Raw genomic sequence first — 19,774 nt, forward strand, 5'->3', positions numbered from 1 at the left:
ATGGGTCCATGGAGTCCGCCCCGTCGACGTATCACAAGCGTGTGGCCGAGGAGAAGCGTGCGTTGATCGTGCGCGCGGCGACGACGCTGTTCCTCGAGCTCGGCTATGACCGCGCGTCCCTCGCGCGGGTTGCCGAGAGTGCCGGGGTCTCCAAGGCCACCCTGTTCAAGCAGTTCCCCACCAAGGCAGCGCTCTTCGACGCGATCGTGACCGAGTCCTGGGCGAGCGACGACGAGCTCGACGTACCGCCGGCCGGCGACCTGGCGGCCGGCCTCACGACCATCGGCCACCGCTACGCGGCGCTGCTGACCCGCCCCGAGATGACCGATCTGTTCCGGATCGTCATCGCCGAGCTCCCGCGGTTCCCCGAGCTCGCGCAGGCCCAGTTCGCCCAGGGCAAGATGCCCTACTTCGCGTCGGTCCGCCGCTATCTCGACGCCGAGCGCGAGGCGGGCACGGCAGCCGTCGACGATCTCGACCTGGCCACCACCCAGCTCCTCGGGATGATCTCGAACTATCTCTTCTGGCCCCGCCTCCTCATCCCCGGATGGACGGTGAGCCAGGCACGTGCGACCGAGGTCGTCGAGGAGGCGGTGCGCACGATGCTCGCGCGGTACGCCACGAACGGGTGACGGGCGGGGCTCCGCTGGTCGACCTGCTGGGTGACGCGCCGAAGGCCGGCCGACGGCTAGCGCCGCGTGGTTGCGTAGATCAGTAGTACCAGGGGTAGGGCGACCAGTCGGGCTCGCGCTTCTCCAGGAACTGGTCGCGACCCTCCTGGGCCTCGTCGGTCATGTACGCCAGGCGGGTGGTCTCGCCGGCGAACATCTGCTGGCCGACCAGGCCGTCGTCGAGGAGGTTGAAGGCGTACTTCAGCATCCGCTGGGCGGTGGGCGACTTGCCGTTGATCTTGCGGCCCCACTCGAGCGCGACGTCCTCGAGCTCGGCGTGCGGGACGGCGCGGTTGACGGTGCCCATGCGTACGCCGTCCTCGGCCGAGTACTCCTCGGCGAGGAAGAAGATCTCACGGGCGAACTTCTGGCCGACCTGGCGAGCGAGGTAGGCAGAGCCGTAGCCGCCGTCGAAGGAGCCGACGTCGGCGTCGGTCTGCTTGAAGCGGGCGTTCTCCAGCGAGGCGAGGGTGAGGTCGCAGACGACGTGGAGGGAGTGGCCGCCGCCGGCGGTCCAGCCGGGGACGACGCAGATGACGACCTTCGGCATGAAGCGGATCAGTCGCTGGCACTCGAGGATGTGCAGGCGGGCGAGCTTGGCCTTGTCGATCGGGGTGGGCTCCTCCGCGCCGGTCCGGCCGGCGGCGTACGCATCGGTCTCCTCGTACTGGTAGCCGGCCTTGCCGCGGATGCGCTGGTCGCCGCCGGTGCAGAAGGAGAACTTGCCGTTCTTCTCCGAGGGTCCGTTGCCGGTGAGCAGGACGCAGCCGACGTCGGCGGAGGTGCGGGCGTGCTCGAGCACGCGGAGGAGCTCGTCGACCGTGTGCGGCCGGAAGGCGTTGAGGACGTCGGGGCGGTCGAAGGCGATGCGTACGGTTCCGTGCTCCTTGGCCCGGTGATAGGTCAGGTCGGTCAGATCCTCGAAGCCCTTCACCTCGTCCCAGCGGCTCGGGTCGAACGTGTCGGAGACTCCCTCGATTGCGCTCATGGGCCTGAGGTTATCCGGCCCGATGATCGCAGGCTTGACCTTGCCCCCAGGGGCAAGGTCTACGGTCGTACGCGTGCAGATCAAGGAACTCGCGGATCGGGCCGGTGTGACGGTGAAGGCGGTGCGCTACTACGAGTCGCGCGGGCTGCTCGCGCCACGGCGGGCGGGCAACGGGTATCGCGACTATGCCGACGTGGACGTGCAGGTCGTGCGCGAGATCAGGGCACTGCTCTCGCTCGGCCTCACCGCCGAGGAGACACTGCCGTTCGTCGACTGCCTGCGCGCCGGCAACGACCGTGCCGACGTGTGCCCCGCCTCGCTCGAGGCGTATCGGCAGCGCATCGCCGAGATCGACCGGCGGGTCGCCGAGCTGACCGCCCTGCGCGGCGAGCTCGCCGGGCTGCTGCACGAAGCCGAGTCCTATCACCCCGAAGGAGAGAAGCGATGAGTCAGACCGCCGTGATCGAGGACATTACCGATGCCCGGTTCGTCGAGGACGTACTCATGTCCGAGACGCCGGTGCTCGTGGAGATCTGGGCCGAGTGGTGCCCGCCGTGCCGTCAGCTCGCACCGATCCTCGAGAAGATCGCCGCCGAGCGGGTCGGGAGCCTGCGCGTGGTGAAGCTCAACCAGGACGAGAACCCGGCCACCTCCGCCGACTACCGCGTCATGGCGGTGCCGACGATGCTCCTCTTCCGGGGCGGGAAGCCGGTGCTCCAGATGGTCGGCGCACGGCCGAAGTCGCATCTCGACCGCGAGATCGACAAGGCTGGCCTGATCCGGGCCTCTCGGAATAGGCGCGGTGTCGGGGCGTTGTAGAGGGCATGACCGAACTGCAAGGTGAATACGTCCCGAGCACGGCCGACTGGGTGCGCGAGCAGGTTGCCGCGTTCGAGGCCTCCAACGGCGCCGAGGCCAACGTCCTCGAGCGCGACGGCAAGCCGATCATCCTGATCACCAACCGCGGCGCCAAGACCGGCGCGATCCGCAAGACGCCGCTGATGCGGGTCGAGCGCGACGGGAAGTACCTCGCGGTCGCCTCGGTGGGCGGCAGCGACAAGAACCCGGCGTGGGTGGCCAACTTCCGCAAGTACCCCGACATGGTGCTCCAGGACGGCGGCACCAAGAAGGCGTACGTCGCCCGCGAGCTCTCCGGGGCCGAGCGCGACGAGTGGTGGGACTACGCCGTGAAGACCTGGCCGACGTACGGCGAATACCAGCCCAACACGTCCCGGATCTTCCCGCTCTTCCTGCTGGAGCCTGCCGGCTAACAGGTCACCAATTGACCGGTGTGTAACCGGGACAGTGCCACGGCTGTCGGTTCGCGGCGCTAGGGTCTATGGCCATGCCGTTCCTGCTACGCGTCGAGCTGCCTGATGTCCCGGGTTCACTCGGTCGCCTCGCCTCTGCCATCGGTGAAGCCGGCGGCGACATCGAGGCGATCGAGATCGTCGAGAAGAACAAGGCCGAGGGACTCGCCGTCGACGACGTGCTTCTCGAGACCTCTCCGGGCACGATGCCGGACTCCATCGTCTCGGCGTGCAACGAGCTCGACGGCGTGCAGGTCGTCTGGATCTCCCGCTACGCCGCCGGCGGCAACCTCTTCCTCGACCTCGAGGCGGTCGAGGACCTCACCGAGAACTCTCATGAGGCCCTCGACCGGCTCGTGGATGTCCTGCCCCTGACCTTCCGTGCTGACTGGGCCATCCGCGTCCACCGCGTCAAGGGCATCGCCCGCTCCACCGACGGCGCGCCCGAGAACGTCCCCTTCATCGAGCTCGACCGCCCCGAGCGGATCGAGGTCGAGGGCGAGGACGAGAACATGTTCGCCGGCGCCCGCATCGACGGCAACGAGATCGTCATCATCGGCCGCCGCGGTGGCCCCGACTTCCTCGACTCCGAGCTCGCCCGCCTGGGTCACCTCGCCTCCCTCGCCACCTCCATCGCGAGGTCCTGACGCGCCTACTCGTGGCCGAGGCGCTGGCGGAGGCCGGAGGCGCGCTGGGCTCGGCGGGTGATCGCGGCGGTGACCGCGTCGGGGGTGCCGACGATGCGTACGCGTTCTTGGGCCCGGGTGACGGCGGTGTAGAAGAGCTCGCGGGTGAGCAGGGGCGAGTCGTCGGGCGGGAGCAGGACGGTGACGGACCGGGCCTGGCTGCCCTGGGACTTGTGGACGGTCATCGCGTGCAGGGTCTCGATGTCGCCGAGGCGTGACGGGGCGTAGGTCGCACCGCCCGCGATCGCGACGCGGAGGTCGCCGGAGCCGTCCTGGTAGGTGACGCCGGTGTCGCCGTTGAAGAGACCGAGGCCGTAGTCGTTGGCGGTGACGAGGACGGGGCGGCCCGGGTACCACTCGTGGCCCCAGCCGATGCCGAGCGGCTCGCCGGTGGTCTCGGCGAGGCCGCGCTCGATCTGCCGGTTCCAGTGGGCGACGCCCCAGGGTCCGTCGCGGTGGGCGCAGAGGAGGCGTGACTCGTCGAGCATCCGTACGCAGCCCCCCGCATCGCCCGCGAGCGCGGCCTCGTGAAGAGCGACGGCGTGCGCGACCAGGCCCCGCTCGACCTCGGCCATCCGGGCCTCGTCGGCAGGGTCGACGAGCTCGACCGCAGGATCGTCCGACTTCAGCACCTCGAGCGCCGCGTCGGCGTCGCCGTCCCGGAGCGCCGCGGCGAGGGCACCGATCGCGCCACCGAAGCGATGGGTGGTGCGGAGGGCGGCGACCGCCTCGGGCGAGCGCACGGCGAGGCCGGCGACGAGGTCGGAGAGCACCGCCCCGGCCTCGACGCTGGCGAGCTGGTCGGGGTCGCCCACCAGGATCAGCCGTGCTTCCGGTCGTACCGCCTCGAGCAGCCGGGCCATCATCGTCAGCGACACCATGCTCGTCTCGTCGACGACGATCACGTCGTGCGGCAGCCGGTTGGTGCGGTGGTGCTTGAAGCGGGTCGAGGAACCGGGCCGCCAGCCGAGCAGCCGGTGGAGGGTCGAGGCGGTCAGGCCGTGAAGCCGGGCTCGGTCGTCGTCGGTGAACTGCGGTGCCCCTTGGGCGCCCTCGACCGCCTCCTGCAGCCGCGCGGCCGCCTTGCCGGTCGGAGCGGTCAGCGCGATCCGCAGCGGGGTCGGGGACTGCTCGGTGAGCAGCGCCAGCAGCCCGGCCACGGTCGTGGTCTTGCCGGTGCCGGGACCGCCGGTGAGCACGGTCGTCGACTGCCGGGCGGCGGCCAGCGCGGCGGCGCGCTGCTCGGCGTAGCCCTCGCCCGGGAAGAGCCGGGCAGCGCTCGCCTCCAGCAGTGCCTCATCGGCCACAGGGCGGGGCGAGGCCAAGCGGGCGAGCAGGTCGTCGCGTACCTGTCCTTCCTCGCGGTGATAACGGTCGAGGTAGAGCAGGCCGTCCTCGACCTGCACCAGGGACTGCGCGGCGAGCGGGCTGTCGGCGACCGCCTCCAGCCAGCCGTCGGCGGCCGGCCAGGGCAGCGTCTCCTCCGTCTCCCGCAGCGCGGCCAGGTCGACGCACACCGACCCGTGCCGGACAGCGCGGACCGCCAGCGCGACCGCCAGTCGCACCTGGTCGCGCTCCTCGCCGGCGAGTGCGGCGGCGCGGGTCGCGACGTGTACGTCGGCGGCGGTCAGGACGCCTTCCTTGTTGAACGACTCCAACAGGCCGGTCGCGGACCGGGCCAGGCGTGCGTCGAAGGGGTCGTCGGACTCCCAGCGCTCGATCATGCGGCCGTACCTCCATCCAGCAGGTCGGACAGTGCGACCGCCAGGGAGGCGGGCGGCTGCCAGGTGAAGACGCCGGTCGGGATGCCGTCGACGACAGGAGTGTCCGGACCGAGCATCCCGCGGACGTAGAGATAGAGCACGCCGCCGAGATGCGTCTCGGGGTCGTAGCCGGGCAGGCGCCAGCGCAGGAAGCGGTGCACCACCGCGGAGTAGAGCAGCGCCTGCAGCGGGTAGTGGGAGTGCAGCATCGCCTCGGCGAGCTTCGGCTGGGTGTAGTCCATCGCCTCCACGCCCAGGAAGTTGGTCTTGTAGTCGACCACGACGAACCGGCCGCTCGGCAGCCGCAGCACCACGTCGACCGAACCGGTCAGGTAGCCCCGCAGCGACTGCTCGCCCAGGGGCGGGGCCTCCAGCCGGTCGGCGTACGTCACCATCGGGTCGTCCGCCGGGAGATAGGCCCGCAGCAGCGGGGCGAGGTCGCTCAGTCGTACGTCCGGCGCACCCGGCCCCCGAGCGTCACCACCGGCCAGCGGGATCTCGAAGTCGAGCTCGCGCAGCCGGTCGCGCAGCGGGATCTGGGCCAGCGTCAGCCCGTCGGCCAGCGGGCCGAGCGGGGTCAGGTTGAGCGGCAGGATCGCGGTCGCCAGGTCCTCGACCGAGGCCGGGACCGGCCACCAGCGCAGCTGCTCGCGGGTCTTCGCCAGCAGCTCCTCGCCCAGGTCAGGGGCCTCGGGGTCGGTGTGTTCGAGGACCGCGTGGACGAGCGAGCCGAACCCGGCGCCCTTGGGCAGCTCGGCCATCGGCGAGAGGTGCTCCTCCGGGGTCTCGACAAGCTCGACCTCCGATGGCGAGAGATCAGCGTCGTCGGCGACCGGCTCGTCGTCGGTTCCCTCGACCTCCGGCTCCGAGGTCGGGGCGACTCCCTCGTCGACCCGGATCAGCCCGGAGTAGGACGTACGCCGCCACTCCGCGTCCACCTCGCGCGTGAACGCCCGCGCGGCGAGGACGCCGGTCGTCTCCGGCCTCACAGACGCGACGGCCGTCGCCACGACCGACGGCTCGGCGGTCGGCCCGCCCATCTTCTCGATGAGTCCGAGCACCCGCTCGGCGTAGGCGTCGTCGAAGACCTCCTGCGACGCCGGCACCTCGGTGACGCCGGGCTGCCGCCCGAACAGCAGCCGGTGCAGTCCGCCGGTGGCGGTGTTGGCCGTCGGCGCCCACCACGCGACGACCTGCGACTGCGCCCGGGTCAGCGCGACGTAGAGATCACGGAGCTCCTCCCCCAGCTCCTCGTCCTGGTGGCGGGCCAGATGCTGCGCCCACTGCGCGCCGGTGCGGGTGACGTCGATCGTCCGCTGCCCGTCGGCGTCGTGGAAGCGGGCGACCTCCGGGTCGCGCACGAAGAAGTCGTAGGCGAAGGGCAGATAGACGATCGGGTACTGCAGCCCCTTCGAGCCGTGCACCGTCACGATCTGGACCGCCGCGGCGTCCGAGTCGAGCCGCCGCGGCCGCTCGGTGGCGGCCGAGCGCCGCCGTTCGTCGCGGAACCAGGTCAGCAGCGCCGGCAGCCCGAGCGAGTCGCGCACGGAGATGTCGTGGAGCAACTGCCCGAGATGACGTACGTCGGTGAGCAGCCGCTCCCCGTCGGTGCGCTGCAGCACGCGCGCGGTGAGCCCGCGCTCCTCCGCCGCCTCGATCAGCGCGGCCACACCCCGACCGCGCAGCAGCAGCGCCCAGCCGCGCAGGGTGTCGGCGATGCGGGAGGTCAGCGCCTCGCCGCCCGCGTCGAGCTCGCTCGCGGTGTAGCCGAAGAACACGCTCAGCCCGGCCGCCCGCACCAGCGGCGCCCGGTGGGGCGAGTCGAGCGCCTGCAGCAGCGCGAGCCAGTCCTCACCTGCGGGCGTCAGGAAGACGTCACCGCCACCGGCCATCACCGCCGGGATGCCGTGCTCCTGCAGGACTCGCTGGACCAGGAGCCCGTGGGAGCGGATCGCGACGATGACCGCGATGTCTCCGGCCTGGACCGGCCGGTCGCACCAGGTCGCGTCCGAGCCGAGCAGCTCGGCGATGTCGCCGGCGAGGTCCCGGGCGATGTGGTTGCGGGCGTCGCCGGCGGTGACCATCTTGCCGCGGGTCAGCTTGAAGCCGCTGCGGCCGACCCGGCGGATGCGGAAGGGCGAAGGATGCGGGGCCCCGACCAGCCGGGAGCCGGTGTGGTGGGCCTTGACGTCGTGCACGACGATCTCGGGCGATCCCAGCGCGGCGCCTCTCAGCACCACCTGGAGCCGCTCGACCAGCGGTGCGTCGCTGCGCCAGTTGGTGTCGAGCGTCGCCTGGGTCTCCGCTGTCCGGGCGGCCGTCAGGTAGGTGAAGACGTCACCGCCGCGGAAGGCGTAGATCGCCTGCTTCGGGTCGCCGATCAGGACCAATGTCGCGTGGTCCGAGAAGGCCCGCGACAGCACCTGCCACTGCACCGGGTCGGTGTCCTGGAACTCGTCGACCAGCACGATCTTCCACCGCTGCCTCATCCGCGCCCGTGCGGGCGCGGACGGGTCCTCCAGCGCGACCGCGAGCCGGGAGAGCAGGTCGTCGTAGGAGAGGACGCCGCGCATCTGCTTGCGCCGGTCGACCTCGTCCCGCACCGCTTCGGCGAACCGCACCCGAGCGCCCGCGACCGGGTCCTCGGCGGGCGCCGGGGCCAGCACCGACTGCGGGTCCTCGACCGCGGTGCGCGCCAGTCCGAGCGCGTCGTCGCGGTCGAACGGCGGCCGCTCGCGGGCCTCGCCGAACCACTTCAGATAGAGGTCGTCGACGACCTCGACGACCAGCTCGTCGAGCGACTCGACCAGCTCGGCGCCGGCGTCGGTGTCACCGGCCACGCCGAGCGATCGCAGCACCAGCTGGCAGAACTGGTGGGTGGTCGCGATCGTGGCCCCGTCGAAGGAGGCGAGCGCGTCGCGCACGCGCTCGTGGCGTACCCGGACCTCGTCGTCGGGCACGTCCAGCAGCAGCTCGAGGTGGGCGTCGAGCGGGCTCGGACGCCGCCCCGCGACCGCGGCCGCGAACGCACGCTCAGCCTCGACCAGATGGGACCGCACCCGGTCGCGCAGCTCCTGCGAGGCGGCCCGGCCGAACGTGATCGCCAGGATCTCGTCGAGCGTGGCCTCCCCTTCGACGACATAGCGGGTGACCAGGGCGCCGATGGTGAAGGTCTTGCCGGTGCCGGCCGAGGCCTCGATCAGCGTCGTGCCGGTCGGGAGGGGGCCGGTCAGGTCGAATCCGTCCATGGTCACCAGCTCCCCTGCTCGGCCTTGAGCAACGGCGACCAGACCCGCATCGCGAGCGCGCCGAAACGGGAGGTCTCCCCGTCGAACTCCTCGCCCGGCTCCGGCGGGTCGCCGAGGCCCGGGATCGCAGACTTCGCACCCCAGGCCCGCACCTGCTCCACGTCGGACTCCTCGCCCTCGAACCGTCCGTCGTTCCACTCCCAGCCGGCCTTGTAGAGCGCGTCGTCGACGCCGGCCTGGGTGCGCCGCTGGCGGGCGTAGGCGAGCGAGGTCTTCAGCGGCAGCGGAAGCGGCGCGGAGAGCCCCTTGTCGCGCAACCGCACCAGGTCGCGCAGCACGTCGACCGCGGTGTGGTCGAGCGGCCCGAGCTGGGAGAGCCCGAACGGCGTACGCGACCTGGAGTTGCCCGGACGGCCCAGCGTCCAGGCACTCCAGGCCCGGTCCTCGTCGGAGGCGGCCAGCGCGACCAGCTGCACCCACGACTCGATCCGCTGCCTGGCGCCCAGGCGCGAGTACGTCACCGGGACGAGCCGGTCGCCGTAGACCTGCGGGACGGTGCCGGTCAGGCGGCGTCCGTCACCGAGGTCGACCTCGACGTCGACGGCTCGCGCCTGTCCGGTGGAGATGCCCGCGTGGCGCACGCGCAGCGCCTCGGCCGCGATCGGCTTGGCCTTGGTGATCACGTCGGTGAGGATGCGCCAGCCGAGCCACTTCGGCGGAAGTACGCCGCGTCGCCACTCCTGCTGCGTCGCCTGCTCCTCCGACATGCCGGCGAGCAGGTCGTGGAGCAGCCGGTCACCCACCGACCACTGCCCCAGCCCGTCGAGCTCGACCGGCAGCGCCTCGGACAGCGGGTCGTCGTCGCGCGGCAGCGCCAGCTCCAGCCGGTCGCGGAAGAACGCGCGCACCGGGCCGCGGTAGAAGGCCAGCAGCTCCTCGAGCGTCACGTCCCCGGCGGCGGTCGGCACCAGGGGTGCGGGCAGGAGCTCGGGTGGCTCGACACGGTCGGACACCGCGGCGACGGCACCTGCCTCGGCAGATCTGTCGAAGGAGAAGGAGTGTCCCGCCACCAGCGCCCCGGGCGTCAGGTTGCGCGGGTCGAACGGCTGCAGCGGATGCCTGGTCGTCACGACCTCCTTGACCGGCCTGCCGTCCGCGGAGACCGCGGTCGCGTCCAGCGCGTCCAGCAGCTCCCCGAGCGGCACCGCGGGCGGCCGCGGCTGGCCGGAGTATTCGTTGGCCCCCGTGTAGGTCACCACCAGCGTCTCGGTCGCCGCCAGCAGGGCGTCGAGGAACAGCTGCCGGTCCTCGCTGCGCAGGTCGCGCTCCCCCGTCTGCGGATCGCGAGCCAGCAGATCGTCACCGTCGGTGACCCCGACCCGCGGGAACACCCCGTCGTCCATACCGAGCAAGCAGACCACCCGGTGCGGCACCGACCGCATCGGCACCAGCGTCGACACGGTCAGCGTCCCGGTGCGGAAGTTGGCGCGCGTCGCCCGTCCGGCCAGCCGCGCCCCCAGCAGCGCCCGCACGTCCGGCAGCCGCAGCTCGTCGACCTCGTGACCTCTGGCCGCGTCCCGGACCCGCGACAGCTCCCGCGTCACCTGGCCGGACTGCCACTCGTCGTTGGCCGAGACCGACGTCAGCGCGGCGACACCCTCCTCGATCACCTTCAGCCAGTGCTCCAGCGGATGCACCCCGGCCAGCTCGTCGGTCACCTGCTCCAGCCTGTCGACCAGCTCGGCGAACTTCCCCGCCAGCTCGACGCTGCCACTGCCCACGTCGTCCAACGGCAGCGTCGTGTCCAGCCAGGTCGCCGAGTCCTCGGACATCGCCACTCCGGTGAGGATCCGGTCCATGCCGAAGCGCCAGGTGTTGGCGACGTACGTCTCCAGCCCGAAGGGCTCACGATGCTCCGCGTCGAAGCCCCACCTGATCCCGGCGTCCTTGGCCCAGTCCTCGAGCTGCTCCAGCGCATCGTCGTTGAGCCCGAACCGCCGCCGCACCGGGTCGAGATGAGCCAGATCGAGTACGTCGCTCACCCCCGCCCGGCCGCCGGCCAGGTCGAGCAGCCGGGTGGCCACGTCGAGAAGCGGGTTCGTACGCGTCAGCGACCGGTCCGCCAGCTTCACCCGCAGCCGGTGGGCCGGGTGTCCGGTCTCGCCGATCATCTCGCCGAGCCCGAACCCTGCCTCGATCAGCGGCGCGAACGTCTCGATGTCGGGGCACATCACGAGCACGTCCCGCGGCTCCAGCGTCGGGTCGTCCTCGAGCAGTCCCAGCAGCACCTCCCGGAGCACCTCGACCTGACGCGCCTCGCCGTGGCAGGCATGCACCTGGATCGAGCGGTCCTCCGGCGCGAGCACCCGGCTTGCCGCCTCTCCGACGGTGTTGCCACGGATGTCCGCCTGCAGCCACCCGAGCAGCCGGCCGTCGGTGTCGAACACACCGTCGCTGATCGCCTCTCCGGAGAACCCGTTCAACGAGCGCTGCAGCTCCCGCGTATCCCGACCCAACGTCGCCAGCAGCGGATGCCCGACCGCGTCGTGGGACCGGTCCGCGGTCCGCGCGACCGTCCCGTCCAGTCCGGCGAGCGCCTCCCACAGGGCCTCCGAGGGATGCGGCAACCACAGGTGCACCTCGCGGTGCTCCCCCAGCGCCGCGACGAGCTCGACGTCGGTCGCCGACAGCCTCGTGTGCCCGAACAAGGAGACCCGTTCCGGCAGCTCGAACTCCGTCGGGGCTTGTTTCAGCCTTGCGACCGTGGCCGCCTGCCGCTCCACCGGCGTCGGACCGCCGACCAGCTCAGCGACCGCACGCCACAGCGGTGGCTGCCATGCCAGGTCCTCTGCAATCTCGTTGCCGAGCCCGTCCGTGTCCCGCCCCGCACTCCAGTCGGTCACCACCGCCGGCCGCTGGTCCGCGTACGCAGCGAACAACCGCGCCAGCCGCCGGGCCAGCGCCAGCCGCCGCCCCCGCCGGCGTACGCCTTCCTCCGTTGCATCCCCGTGCCCCAGATGCTGCGCGAGCGGCCTCGCCCACGGCTCGTCCAGCGATGCGTCGATCGCCGCCAGCACCGGCCAGGTCAGCGACTCGGGCGCCCAGGGATCCTCGTCCCCCGTCCCCGCGATCTCGGCGAACAGCGACCAAGGCGTCCTGAAATCGACCCCCGCACAGATCCCGTCGGACCTTCCCTCAGCTGCCCCCAGCCGATGCGCCAGCCGCTGCGACAACCACCGCTCCACCCCCCGCGCTGGCACCACCACGACCTCGGTCGCGAACGGATCCCCCAACGGCACCGACAACAGCTCGCCGAGCGAGTCGGCGAGCAGATCGGTCCGCGGCGCGCGGTGCAGATGTACGACCACAGACCGCAACCTATCGGGAGGTACCGACAGGACACCTCAGGACTCCAATGAGCCATCAAGCCCTCGTCGCTACGCTCCAGCATGTGGACGAGTCCGACTTGAGGTGTCGCTGGCTCAGCCCACGAACTTGAAGGTCGGCATCACCTGGTTGATGTACCCGTCGATCTGCTCGCGGGTGGTCAGTTTGGCGTTGAAACCCCAGGCGACTGTCACCTCGGAGCCATCAATCACGGTCCCGTACGTGTCCAGCGAGTCGACACCCCCATGAAGCTCGCGATAGTGGAAAAAGGTCTGTCCACCGAACTTGACGTCGGGAAGTCTCTCAGCATCACCGCCAGCGGCGTTGGCTTGGACCTTGGCGAGCGCTTCCGTGTTCTCAGCGAGCGTGATGTCGGCGTTGAAGATGGCTGTGCCAGTCGACGTGCCAGAAGCGTTCTCAGGAGTGGAAAGAGTGGCTCGCTGCGCACCGCCGCCCTTCACCGACCAGTCGGGCGGCGCCTGTAGTTGAGCGCCATTCACTTCGATGGATTGCGGTTCACCTGTCGGCGTCGCATCCGTGCTGGGCTGGCCAGATGGGGAGACCGTCGAGTTCGGCGAACCCGACGGGCCCTCCGCGCTGCCGCAGCCGACCAGAGCAATAGTGGTCATCGCCGATACGGCAGCAAGTCGCACAACGTAGCCCGTCCGAGATGGAGTCATGCCCGACAGGGTAGTGGTTCGGCAAGCGCTGTCATTGGCAGTGACCAGCTTCGGCCTTCGTGTTTACACTTGCCTTCCGCGCGAACACACTCGGGGAGGCCGACATGGCGGGTCCGCAGTCAACCGGGGTCGATGAGGCCTTGGTCACGAGAATGAAGAACGTCCTCATGGACGTGAAGGTCGATGTCGATGCCGTACACGTCGATAGGCCCGGGAAGGGAACGCTTGGCGGTAGCCAGACGGCGGAATCACTCGAGAGCCTGATGAACCGCGCCACCGATCGGATCAACTCGACGCTGTCCGAGACGTCCGATGCGCTGATCAAGTTTGTTGATGGCCTTACGAACGCCGTCAATGCAGTCAAGAACGCCGACGAAGAGGCGGAGGCCGCCTTCCGTACCAAGCTCACGTCGGCGGTCGACACGATCAGCAAGCCGTTCTTTGAGAATCTGGCGAAGGACGACCGTCCCGGTGTGCCTGGGTTCCAGCTCCCATTCGTCCCACTGACGCCGGAGCAACTACAGGAGATCGTTTCGCGCTCCGAATTCGGCCAGGAAGACGGAGGGGACAAGTGAACGCGATCGCCGCTGGCGGCGGAGTCAGCAAGGGCCCGATGATGGTCGTCCTGAAGCAATACGTCGCGTACTCGAATGCAAGCGACCTCAAGAGTCGGATCGAAGAATGGGAGAAGGCACGTGACACGTTGCGCGCAGTCGCCCGAAACCTGGAGTTAGCGGCCGGCCAACTCCCCAAGGCCTTCGAGGAAACCTCTCTCACGACCGATGCCGCGACTCGCGCCTTCAAGGAATCGGCGGAGAAGCTCGCGGACAAGGCCAACCAACTCGATGCCGCCATCCGTGTACTTGGTGACTCGCAGACAACCACTGAGCATGCAAAGGAAGCCCACAATTCGCTGGAGGCCAACCTCCCCGCGAATCACGGTCCAGCTCCAGACGCCTCTTCCCAGCAGTACGCACAGAGCGGCACTGGCGTCGACGCCGCACAAGCCAAGGCAAACGCGAGTCAGCTGAAGGCCGACCAAGCAGCTTGGGCCGCTGAAGAGGCGAAGATCGCAGCCGCCGAGGAGGCTGCCGCACAACTCATCAAGCAAGTAGACGAGAAGAACTGGACCGCAGAACCGCCCGTCCGCGAGATCACAGACGAGCCCGACACCCAGGGCGGTTCGGCCCCTGCGACGCCATCTTCCCCCGGCTCCTACAGCGCGATCGCAGCGTCCAAGGCCCGGATGGAGAAGTACAACTCCGGGACGCTTTACCCCGACGGCTGGGGCCACGAGCTGATCGCCCAAGAGAAGGCGAACATCGCGGCGCACGAGGCGGAGAACACGCCCGAGTGGAACGGCACCCAGTGGATCAACGCCGACGGCTCGCCGGCGCCCTCGACGTCGTACGCGATGGTGGAGACGGCTGATGGCCTGGCGCCGCTCGCGGGCGGTACGGGCGGGATGACCGCGCTCGCGATCGGTGGCGGTGGGGCTCTGCTCGGAGCCGGTGTGGCCAAGGCACTTGCCAGCAAGTTCGCAGCCGGCGCGTCGGCGAAGGCAGCGACGCCCGGAGCCACGTCGAGGTCGGCAGCCGCCAGGGCGGGCGCCGCTGGTGCCCGCGCGGGTGCCGGAGCCGGCGCAGGAGCACGCGGAGCCGGAGCCGGCGCGCGCGGTGCAGGCGCTGGAGCAGGTGCGCGCGGCGCTGGCGGGCGTGGCGCCCGGGGCGGTCCGACCGGAGCGGGGAGCCGCGGCGGGCGCGGCGGAGTCGGCGGGGCCGGCGGCCGCGGTGGCAAGAAGGACAACCGGCGGAACGGCCAGGACCAGGACTGGCAGGCCGACTACAGCGACGACTGGACCGAGAGCGCCAGCGACGTTCTGGACCCCAACGCGTCCCGCGGCTGGACCCCGAGCGCGCCGCAGGGCGACGAGACCGACAAGAACGGCCGGAAGGCCTAGCACGACGCGAAACCGGCCGTCGGATTCATCCGACGGCCGGTTTCGTCGCGTACGTCAGGCGACCTTGTTCATCTCGCCCGTGTGCTCGATGGACTCGTCGAGCTGATGGCGGGCGTCGGGGTGGCCGTGGAAGTGCTTGTAGGAGTAGCCCAGGACGGCGAGGGCGATGACGCAGGAGCCCAGCAGGGTCACGCCGGTCCAGTCACCACCGAGGAGCCACAGCGAAGCCTCGAGGGGCCACCAGTGCGGCGCGGGCGGTCTGATCAGGAAGACGACGCCGACGGCACCGATGGAGAGCGCCCCCAGGGTGGACAGGATGATCCGCGGCCAGGTCTCGACGCCCTCGGCGGCCCCGCGCAGGGCCCGGAGGCGGACCGGCTCGACGTAGCGGCGGGCCCACGCGTACTGGCGGGAGAGCACGGCCAACCCGCCGAAGAGCATCAGCAGCCCCGGACCCGGCAGCACCATCGCGGCGATCCCGGCGACCACGAGCAGCCAGCCGAGGGTCTCGAAGGCGAGCCGCTTCGCTGCGGCTCCTGCGAGGGACTTCATGCCAATAGCCTGCCATTCGGGGACAACCCCGAGATCAACTAGGGGAATTTTGCGAGGGATCATGCGGCCAGGTCGTACTTGACACCCTCGGGGCTCGGGAAGGTCAGCCACAGCACCGCGAGCACGATGTCGCCGATGATCGGTACGACCAGGATCAGCTGCCACCACCCGGAGCGGTTGATGTCGTGCAGCCGCCGTGCACCGAGTGCGATCGTCGGCACGAACACGACCAGCGCGTAGAGACCGATCACGAGGCTCACCACCTCGTTTCGCGCCAGGACGGCGACGATGAGCATCAGAAGGTTCACGAGCATCGGCCAGAGCAGCTCGGTGCGGCTGGCGCGACCCGAGAATGTCGCGTACTTCTTCCAGAACCGCGCGTACGCCTCGGTGATCGAGGCCGCACGAAGCGGCTGGTCAAGGGGGATCGTCACGGGCAGGAACCTTAGGTGGCGGAGATCGGCTACGTAAATGTCTGGCAGGGCATCTGTTCCAGATGAGAACAAAGTTCATCTTCCCGTAGGAAACGGACGCACACCGAAACATCAAGGGGCGGCGTACGGAATGAAACTCCGTACGCCGCCCCCGGCTGTGGTCTCGGTCAGGCCTGAGCGGCCTCGTCGATCGCAGCAGCGACGCGCTTGTGCGCCTCCCAGATCTCCTCGGGCAGCTTGAACTGCTTGAGGTGCTCCTCGCGGAAGCCCATCTCCTGCTTCCAGCGGGCCAGGTCGAGGGTGAGGATCCGGTCGAGGTCCTTCTGCGGCAGCTCGAGGCCGCGCAGGTCGAGCTCGTCCTCGGTCGGGATGATGCCGACGGGGCTCTGCTGGCCCTTGACCTCACCCTTCTTGAACTGCAGCAGCCACAGCAGCGCACGGACGTTCTCGCGGTAGCCGGGCCACAGGAAGTGACCGTCGTCGGCGTCGCGCTGGAACCAGTTCACGTGGGCGAAGACCGGCTTGTCGGTGGCCTCACCGATGATCTTCAGCCAGTGGCGGGCGTAGTCGCCCTCCTCGTAGGCGAGGAACGGACGCATCGACATCGGGTCATAGCGGAGCACGCCCTCGAGGCCGTCGGCCGCGGCGGTCGCCTCGGCACCCAGGGTGAGGCCGTCGTAGACGCCCTCGGCCACGTCGGTGATCGCGCGGATCAGCGGCTCGCGGTCACGGGTGCGGCCACCGAAGATGATCGCGTCGATCGGAACGCCGGCGGCGTCGTCGAAGTCGGGGGCCGCGTTGGGCACCTTCGAGATCGGCGTCGTGAACCGGGAGTTGGGGTGCGCCCACGGCTCACGGAGCTCGGAGTCGAGCCGGTCGGCGAGACGCTCGCCCTTCCAGTCGATCCAGCCGTCGAGGTCGTCCGGGTGGTGCTTGGTGAGCCCCTCCCACCAGACCTCCTGGGTCTTCTCGTTGTAGGCGACGTTGGTGAAGATCGCGCCCGAGCCCGGCAGGATCGCCTCGATGGCGCCCGGGTTGGTCTTCTCGTTGGTGTCCTTGGCGACACCGAAGACGCCGTTCTCCGGGTTGAAGGCGCGCAGCTTGCCGTCCTCGCCGACCCAGATCCAGGCGATGTCGTCGCCGTAGAAGGTGACCTCGTAACGCTCACCGAGGGCGTCGGGCGAGAGCGTCATCGAGAGGTTGGTCTTGCCGGAGGCCGAGGGGAAGCCGCCGACGACGTGGAAGTCCTCGCCGGTCTCCTTGTCCTTGATGCCCAGCAGCAGGAACTGCTCGGCCAGGAACTTGCCGGAGGCGCGGCCGTCGTAGCAGGCCTGGCGCAGGCCGTGGGCGATCTTGCCCAGCAGCGCGTTGCCGCCGTAGGAGGAGCCGAAGTGCAGGATCGTACGCTGGTCGGCGACCGTCGCGAACAGACGCTGGTCGTTGTCGGTCCCCTGCCCCAGGTTGGGCAGGTCGCCGGTCACGTGCACCGCACGGACGAACGAGTTCGGGTCCTCGAGGTTGTTGATGTAGTCGATGCCGACGCGGGCCATCCGGATCATCTGCTGCACGACCGGGCGGCTGTCGGTGAGCTCGACACCGGCGGCGTAGGCCTCGAGCGGGCTGCCGGCGGGAGCCATCAGGTAGGGGATGACGTACATCGTCTTGCCCTTGGAGGCGCCGGTCATCCGCTCGGTGAGCGTCTTGACGGTCTCGTCCGCGGGCTTCCAGTTGTTGTAGACGCCCTTGTCCTCCGGGTTGGAGGTGGCGACCACGGTGCGCTCCTCGGAGCGCGCGGTGTCCTTGCTGTAGGAACGGCTGTAGTAGCGACCGCCCGTCACCGGGAGGAGCTCACCAGCCTCCAGGGACTCCTGGAGAAGCCGCTCGTCGTCGGCTGCGCTGACAACCTCGATCTGCTCGGCTCCGGTCACCCCTGCCCAGTAGGAGACATACTCCCGCACATGAGGATTCGTCAGCCCCGCCTCATCGAGGACCTTGTCCACGTCAACCATTCCGACACCCTTCAAAAGTTTCGCCGATTGCAGGCACGTTACCCCAGTTGAAGAGGCCTCCAACCGGGGTACCGTGCACCAGAGTGGGTCATCCATCACGGGCCTGGACAATTGATCGATCCAACCGCAGGCGATGTTCCGATAGCCGGTCCCGATACCCTTGTGACCCCCATGTTTAAGTGAGAAACGCCTCATTTCGGCGAGTGGTCCGTAATGTGGATGTGACGCCGATGTCGCATGGTGACACGGATTACATCTAAGGTTTCGCGAGTGATCCCCCAACACAAAGACGTTGAATTGTTTCAATTCCTGAACGGTCCAGAGGTCGCCTGATGGACCTCATTCTCGGGACCTTCGCCGCCTCCTTCGCCGGAGGACTCTTCCCCGTCATCAACTTCGAGACCTACCTCGCGGTGGCCGCCTCGAACCTGACCTTCTCCGCCCTGATCCTCGCCCTGGTGGCGGGAATCGGCCAGACCAGCTCCAAGGTCCTCTGGTACTACGCCGGCCACGGCACCACCTCTCTTCCCTTCGTCCGCAAGAAGATGTCGTGCGAGAAGTGGCAGCAGCGGATGGAGAAGTGGGAGCGGCGTACGCAGGGCCGGCCCGCCTACGCCGGCGGCCTGCTCGCGGTCGCCGCGCTCAGCGGGCTTCCGCCGCTGGCGATCCTCGCGGTGGTCTACGGCTCGCTCAAGGCCAACCTGATGCTCTTCGTCGGCATCACGTTCGTGGGCCGCGTACTCCGCTCGTGGATGATCCTCGAGGCAGCGGCGTTCGCCTGGTTGCGGACATAGGGCGCACCCCGGCCGCGACTGGTTCTAGGCTGTCCGCATGCCTCAGCCAGCCGGATTCGTCGGAGTCACCGCCAACCTCGGTCTCAAGGAGGGCGCTGACGACTTCGCCGTCGTCGCCGCCCCCTCGGGCCCGGTCACGAGCGCCGCGGTCTTCACCCGATCCCGATTCGCCGGCGCCTCGGTGCTGCTCTCCCGGTCCTCGGACCTGGCCGCGTTCCGCGGGATGGTGACCATCTCGAAGAACGCCAACGTCGCGACCGGTCCGACGGGCGAGGCCAACGCCCTGGAGGTACGCCGCCTGGCGGCCGAGATCGTCGGCGTCCGCCCCGAGGAGCTGCTGGTCGCCTCGACGGGCGTGATCGGGGTGCAGTACCCGATGGACGTGCTCACGCCCGCCCTCGAGAAGCTCGCCGGCACCGCCGGCGAGGCCGACTTCGAGGCCGCCGCGGCGGCGATCATGACGACCGACACGATCGCCAAGATCGAGACCCGAACCGTCGGTGGGGCGACCATCGTCGGCATCGCCAAGGGCGTGGGGATGCTCGAGCCCGACATGGCCACGATGCTGACCTACTTCTTCACCGACGCCGCGATCCCGGCCGACGACCTCGACGCGGCCTTCCGCCGGGTCGTCGACCTCACCTACAACGCGGTCTCGATCGACACCGACACCTCGACCTCCGACACCGCGGCGATCTTCGCCTCGGGGGCTGCGGGCGCGGTCGACCTGGGCGAGTTCGAGGCGGCGCTCTACGACGCCGCGCTGGCGCTGGTGAAGAAGATCGCCTCCGACGGCGAGGGAGCCTCCAAGCTGATCACGGTCTCGGTCACCGGCGCCCGCGACGACGCCCAGGCCAAGCGGGTCGGCAAGGCCATCGTCAACTCGCCTCTGGTCAAGACCGCCGTCCACGGCGCCGACCCCAATTGGGGCCGGGTCGCAATGGCCATCGGCAAGCTCCGCGAGGAGACCGACATCTCCCCCGAGCACGTCCGCATCGCCTTCGGCGGCACCGAGACCTACCCCGCCCAGGTCTCGGCAAATCTATTGGCGGATTTGTCGACTTATCTGTCTGGCGACGAGGTCTCGATCGAGGTCGACCTCGGCATCGCAGCGGGTGGGTTCACGGTCTACGGCTGCGACCTCACCGACGGCTACATCCGCATCAACGCCGACTACACGACCTGACAGCCCTCGCTGGTCGAGCCGCGAGGCCGCCTGCGGCCGAGCGTGTCGAGACCAACACAGTCCTGTCGAGCGCCGATGGAACCGTGTTGGTCTCGACACGCCTCCG

17 protein-coding genes are annotated in these 19,774 nt (G+C 69.7%); 9 read left to right on the forward strand and 8 right to left on the reverse strand.

What is annotated here, in order from left to right:
* The first annotated feature begins 8 nt into the window (after window positions 1-8).
* Entirely contained in the window at window positions 9-632 is a 624-nt protein-coding gene (locus tag ACWZJV_RS12260) for a TetR/AcrR family transcriptional regulator C-terminal domain-containing protein (RefSeq protein ID WP_457181639.1), read from the forward strand.
* A 79-nt stretch (window positions 633-711) separates the two neighbouring features.
* Here the strand turns inward: ACWZJV_RS12260 and ACWZJV_RS12265 are convergent, their stop codons facing one another.
* On the reverse strand, window positions 712-1,659 hold the full coding sequence (locus ACWZJV_RS12265) for a 1,4-dihydroxy-2-naphthoyl-CoA synthase (RefSeq protein WP_008354779.1): 948 nt from the start codon (window positions 1,657-1,659) through the stop codon (window positions 712-714).
* A gap of 73 nt (window positions 1,660-1,732) precedes the next feature.
* Between ACWZJV_RS12265 and ACWZJV_RS12270 the strand changes: the two genes are divergently transcribed.
* The 4 genes from ACWZJV_RS12270 to ACWZJV_RS12285 all read left to right on the forward strand — a co-directional run bounded on the left by ACWZJV_RS12270 (window position 1,733) and on the right by ACWZJV_RS12285 (window position 3,616).
* A complete protein-coding gene (locus ACWZJV_RS12270) occupies window positions 1,733-2,107 on the forward strand; it encodes a MerR family transcriptional regulator (protein WP_008354780.1) in 375 nt (124 codons plus the stop codon).
* The gene (gene trxA, locus ACWZJV_RS12275; protein ID WP_457181640.1) at window positions 2,104-2,478 is read left to right on the forward strand and encodes a thioredoxin; all 375 of its coding nucleotides are present in this window, start codon (window positions 2,104-2,106) and stop codon (window positions 2,476-2,478) included. Before ACWZJV_RS12270 ends, trxA begins: the two co-directional genes overlap by 4 nt.
* Before the next feature lie 5 nt (window positions 2,479-2,483).
* Window positions 2,484-2,930, forward strand: coding sequence for a nitroreductase family deazaflavin-dependent oxidoreductase (locus tag ACWZJV_RS12280; RefSeq protein WP_457181641.1), 447 nt, complete (start codon window positions 2,484-2,486; stop codon window positions 2,928-2,930).
* Between the two features lie 74 nt (window positions 2,931-3,004).
* Window positions 3,005-3,616, forward strand: a complete 612-nt coding sequence (locus tag ACWZJV_RS12285; RefSeq protein ID WP_008354783.1) for an ACT domain-containing protein — start codon at window positions 3,005-3,007, stop codon at window positions 3,614-3,616.
* Window positions 3,617-3,621: 5 nt separating this feature from the next.
* On the opposite strand, the gene recD is transcribed toward ACWZJV_RS12285, so the two are convergent.
* The 4 genes from recD to ACWZJV_RS12305 all read right to left on the reverse strand — a co-directional run bounded on the left by recD (window position 3,622) and on the right by ACWZJV_RS12305 (window position 12,682).
* A complete protein-coding gene (gene recD, locus ACWZJV_RS12290) occupies window positions 3,622-5,379 on the reverse strand; it encodes an exodeoxyribonuclease V subunit alpha (RefSeq protein ID WP_457181642.1) in 1,758 nt (585 codons plus the stop codon).
* Window positions 5,376-8,666, reverse strand: coding sequence for a UvrD-helicase domain-containing protein (locus tag ACWZJV_RS12295; protein ID WP_457181950.1), 3,291 nt, complete (start codon window positions 8,664-8,666; stop codon window positions 5,376-5,378). The genes recD and ACWZJV_RS12295 overlap by 4 nt, the downstream gene beginning before the upstream one ends.
* 2 nt (window positions 8,667-8,668) lie before the next feature.
* Window positions 8,669-12,034 (reverse strand): exodeoxyribonuclease V subunit gamma, encoded by a 3,366-nt coding sequence (recC, locus tag ACWZJV_RS12300; protein WP_457181643.1) that lies wholly within the window; start codon window positions 12,032-12,034, stop codon window positions 8,669-8,671.
* A gap of 114 nt (window positions 12,035-12,148) precedes the next feature.
* A complete protein-coding gene (locus ACWZJV_RS12305; RefSeq protein WP_457181644.1) occupies window positions 12,149-12,682 on the reverse strand; it encodes a hypothetical protein in 534 nt (177 codons plus the stop codon).
* A gap of 155 nt (window positions 12,683-12,837) precedes the next feature.
* Between ACWZJV_RS12305 and ACWZJV_RS12310 the strand changes: the two genes are divergently transcribed.
* Both ACWZJV_RS12310 and ACWZJV_RS12315 read left to right on the forward strand, forming a co-directional pair.
* Entirely contained in the window at window positions 12,838-13,308 is a 471-nt protein-coding gene (locus ACWZJV_RS12310; RefSeq protein ID WP_457181645.1) for a hypothetical protein, read from the forward strand.
* On the forward strand, window positions 13,305-14,693 hold the full coding sequence (locus tag ACWZJV_RS12315) for a hypothetical protein (protein ID WP_457181646.1): 1,389 nt from the start codon (window positions 13,305-13,307) through the stop codon (window positions 14,691-14,693). Before ACWZJV_RS12310 ends, ACWZJV_RS12315 begins: the two co-directional genes overlap by 4 nt.
* A 54-nt stretch (window positions 14,694-14,747) precedes the next feature.
* Here the strand turns inward: ACWZJV_RS12315 and ACWZJV_RS12320 are convergent, their stop codons facing one another.
* From ACWZJV_RS12320 to ACWZJV_RS12330, 3 genes are all read right to left on the reverse strand, one after another.
* The gene (locus ACWZJV_RS12320) at window positions 14,748-15,245 is read right to left on the reverse strand and encodes a PGPGW domain-containing protein (protein ID WP_008354790.1); all 498 of its coding nucleotides are present in this window, start codon (window positions 15,243-15,245) and stop codon (window positions 14,748-14,750) included.
* Between the two features lie 59 nt (window positions 15,246-15,304).
* On the reverse strand, window positions 15,305-15,679 hold the full coding sequence (locus ACWZJV_RS12325; RefSeq protein WP_457181647.1) for a DUF805 domain-containing protein: 375 nt from the start codon (window positions 15,677-15,679) through the stop codon (window positions 15,305-15,307).
* A gap of 167 nt (window positions 15,680-15,846) precedes the next feature.
* A complete protein-coding gene (locus ACWZJV_RS12330; protein WP_008354792.1) occupies window positions 15,847-17,688 on the reverse strand; it encodes a phosphoenolpyruvate carboxykinase (GTP) in 1,842 nt (613 codons plus the stop codon).
* 332 nt (window positions 17,689-18,020) lie between these two features.
* Between ACWZJV_RS12330 and ACWZJV_RS12335 the strand changes: the two genes are divergently transcribed.
* Entirely contained in the window at window positions 18,021-18,482 is a 462-nt protein-coding gene (locus tag ACWZJV_RS12335) for a hypothetical protein (RefSeq protein ID WP_008354794.1), read from the forward strand.
* Window positions 18,483-18,519: 37 nt separating this feature from the next.
* Entirely contained in the window at window positions 18,520-19,668 is a 1,149-nt protein-coding gene (gene argJ, locus ACWZJV_RS12340) for a bifunctional glutamate N-acetyltransferase/amino-acid acetyltransferase ArgJ (protein WP_196872476.1), read from the forward strand.
* Window positions 19,669-19,774 lie beyond the last annotated feature (106 nt).

This window comes from Nocardioides sp. WG-D5 (assembly GCF_054031175.1).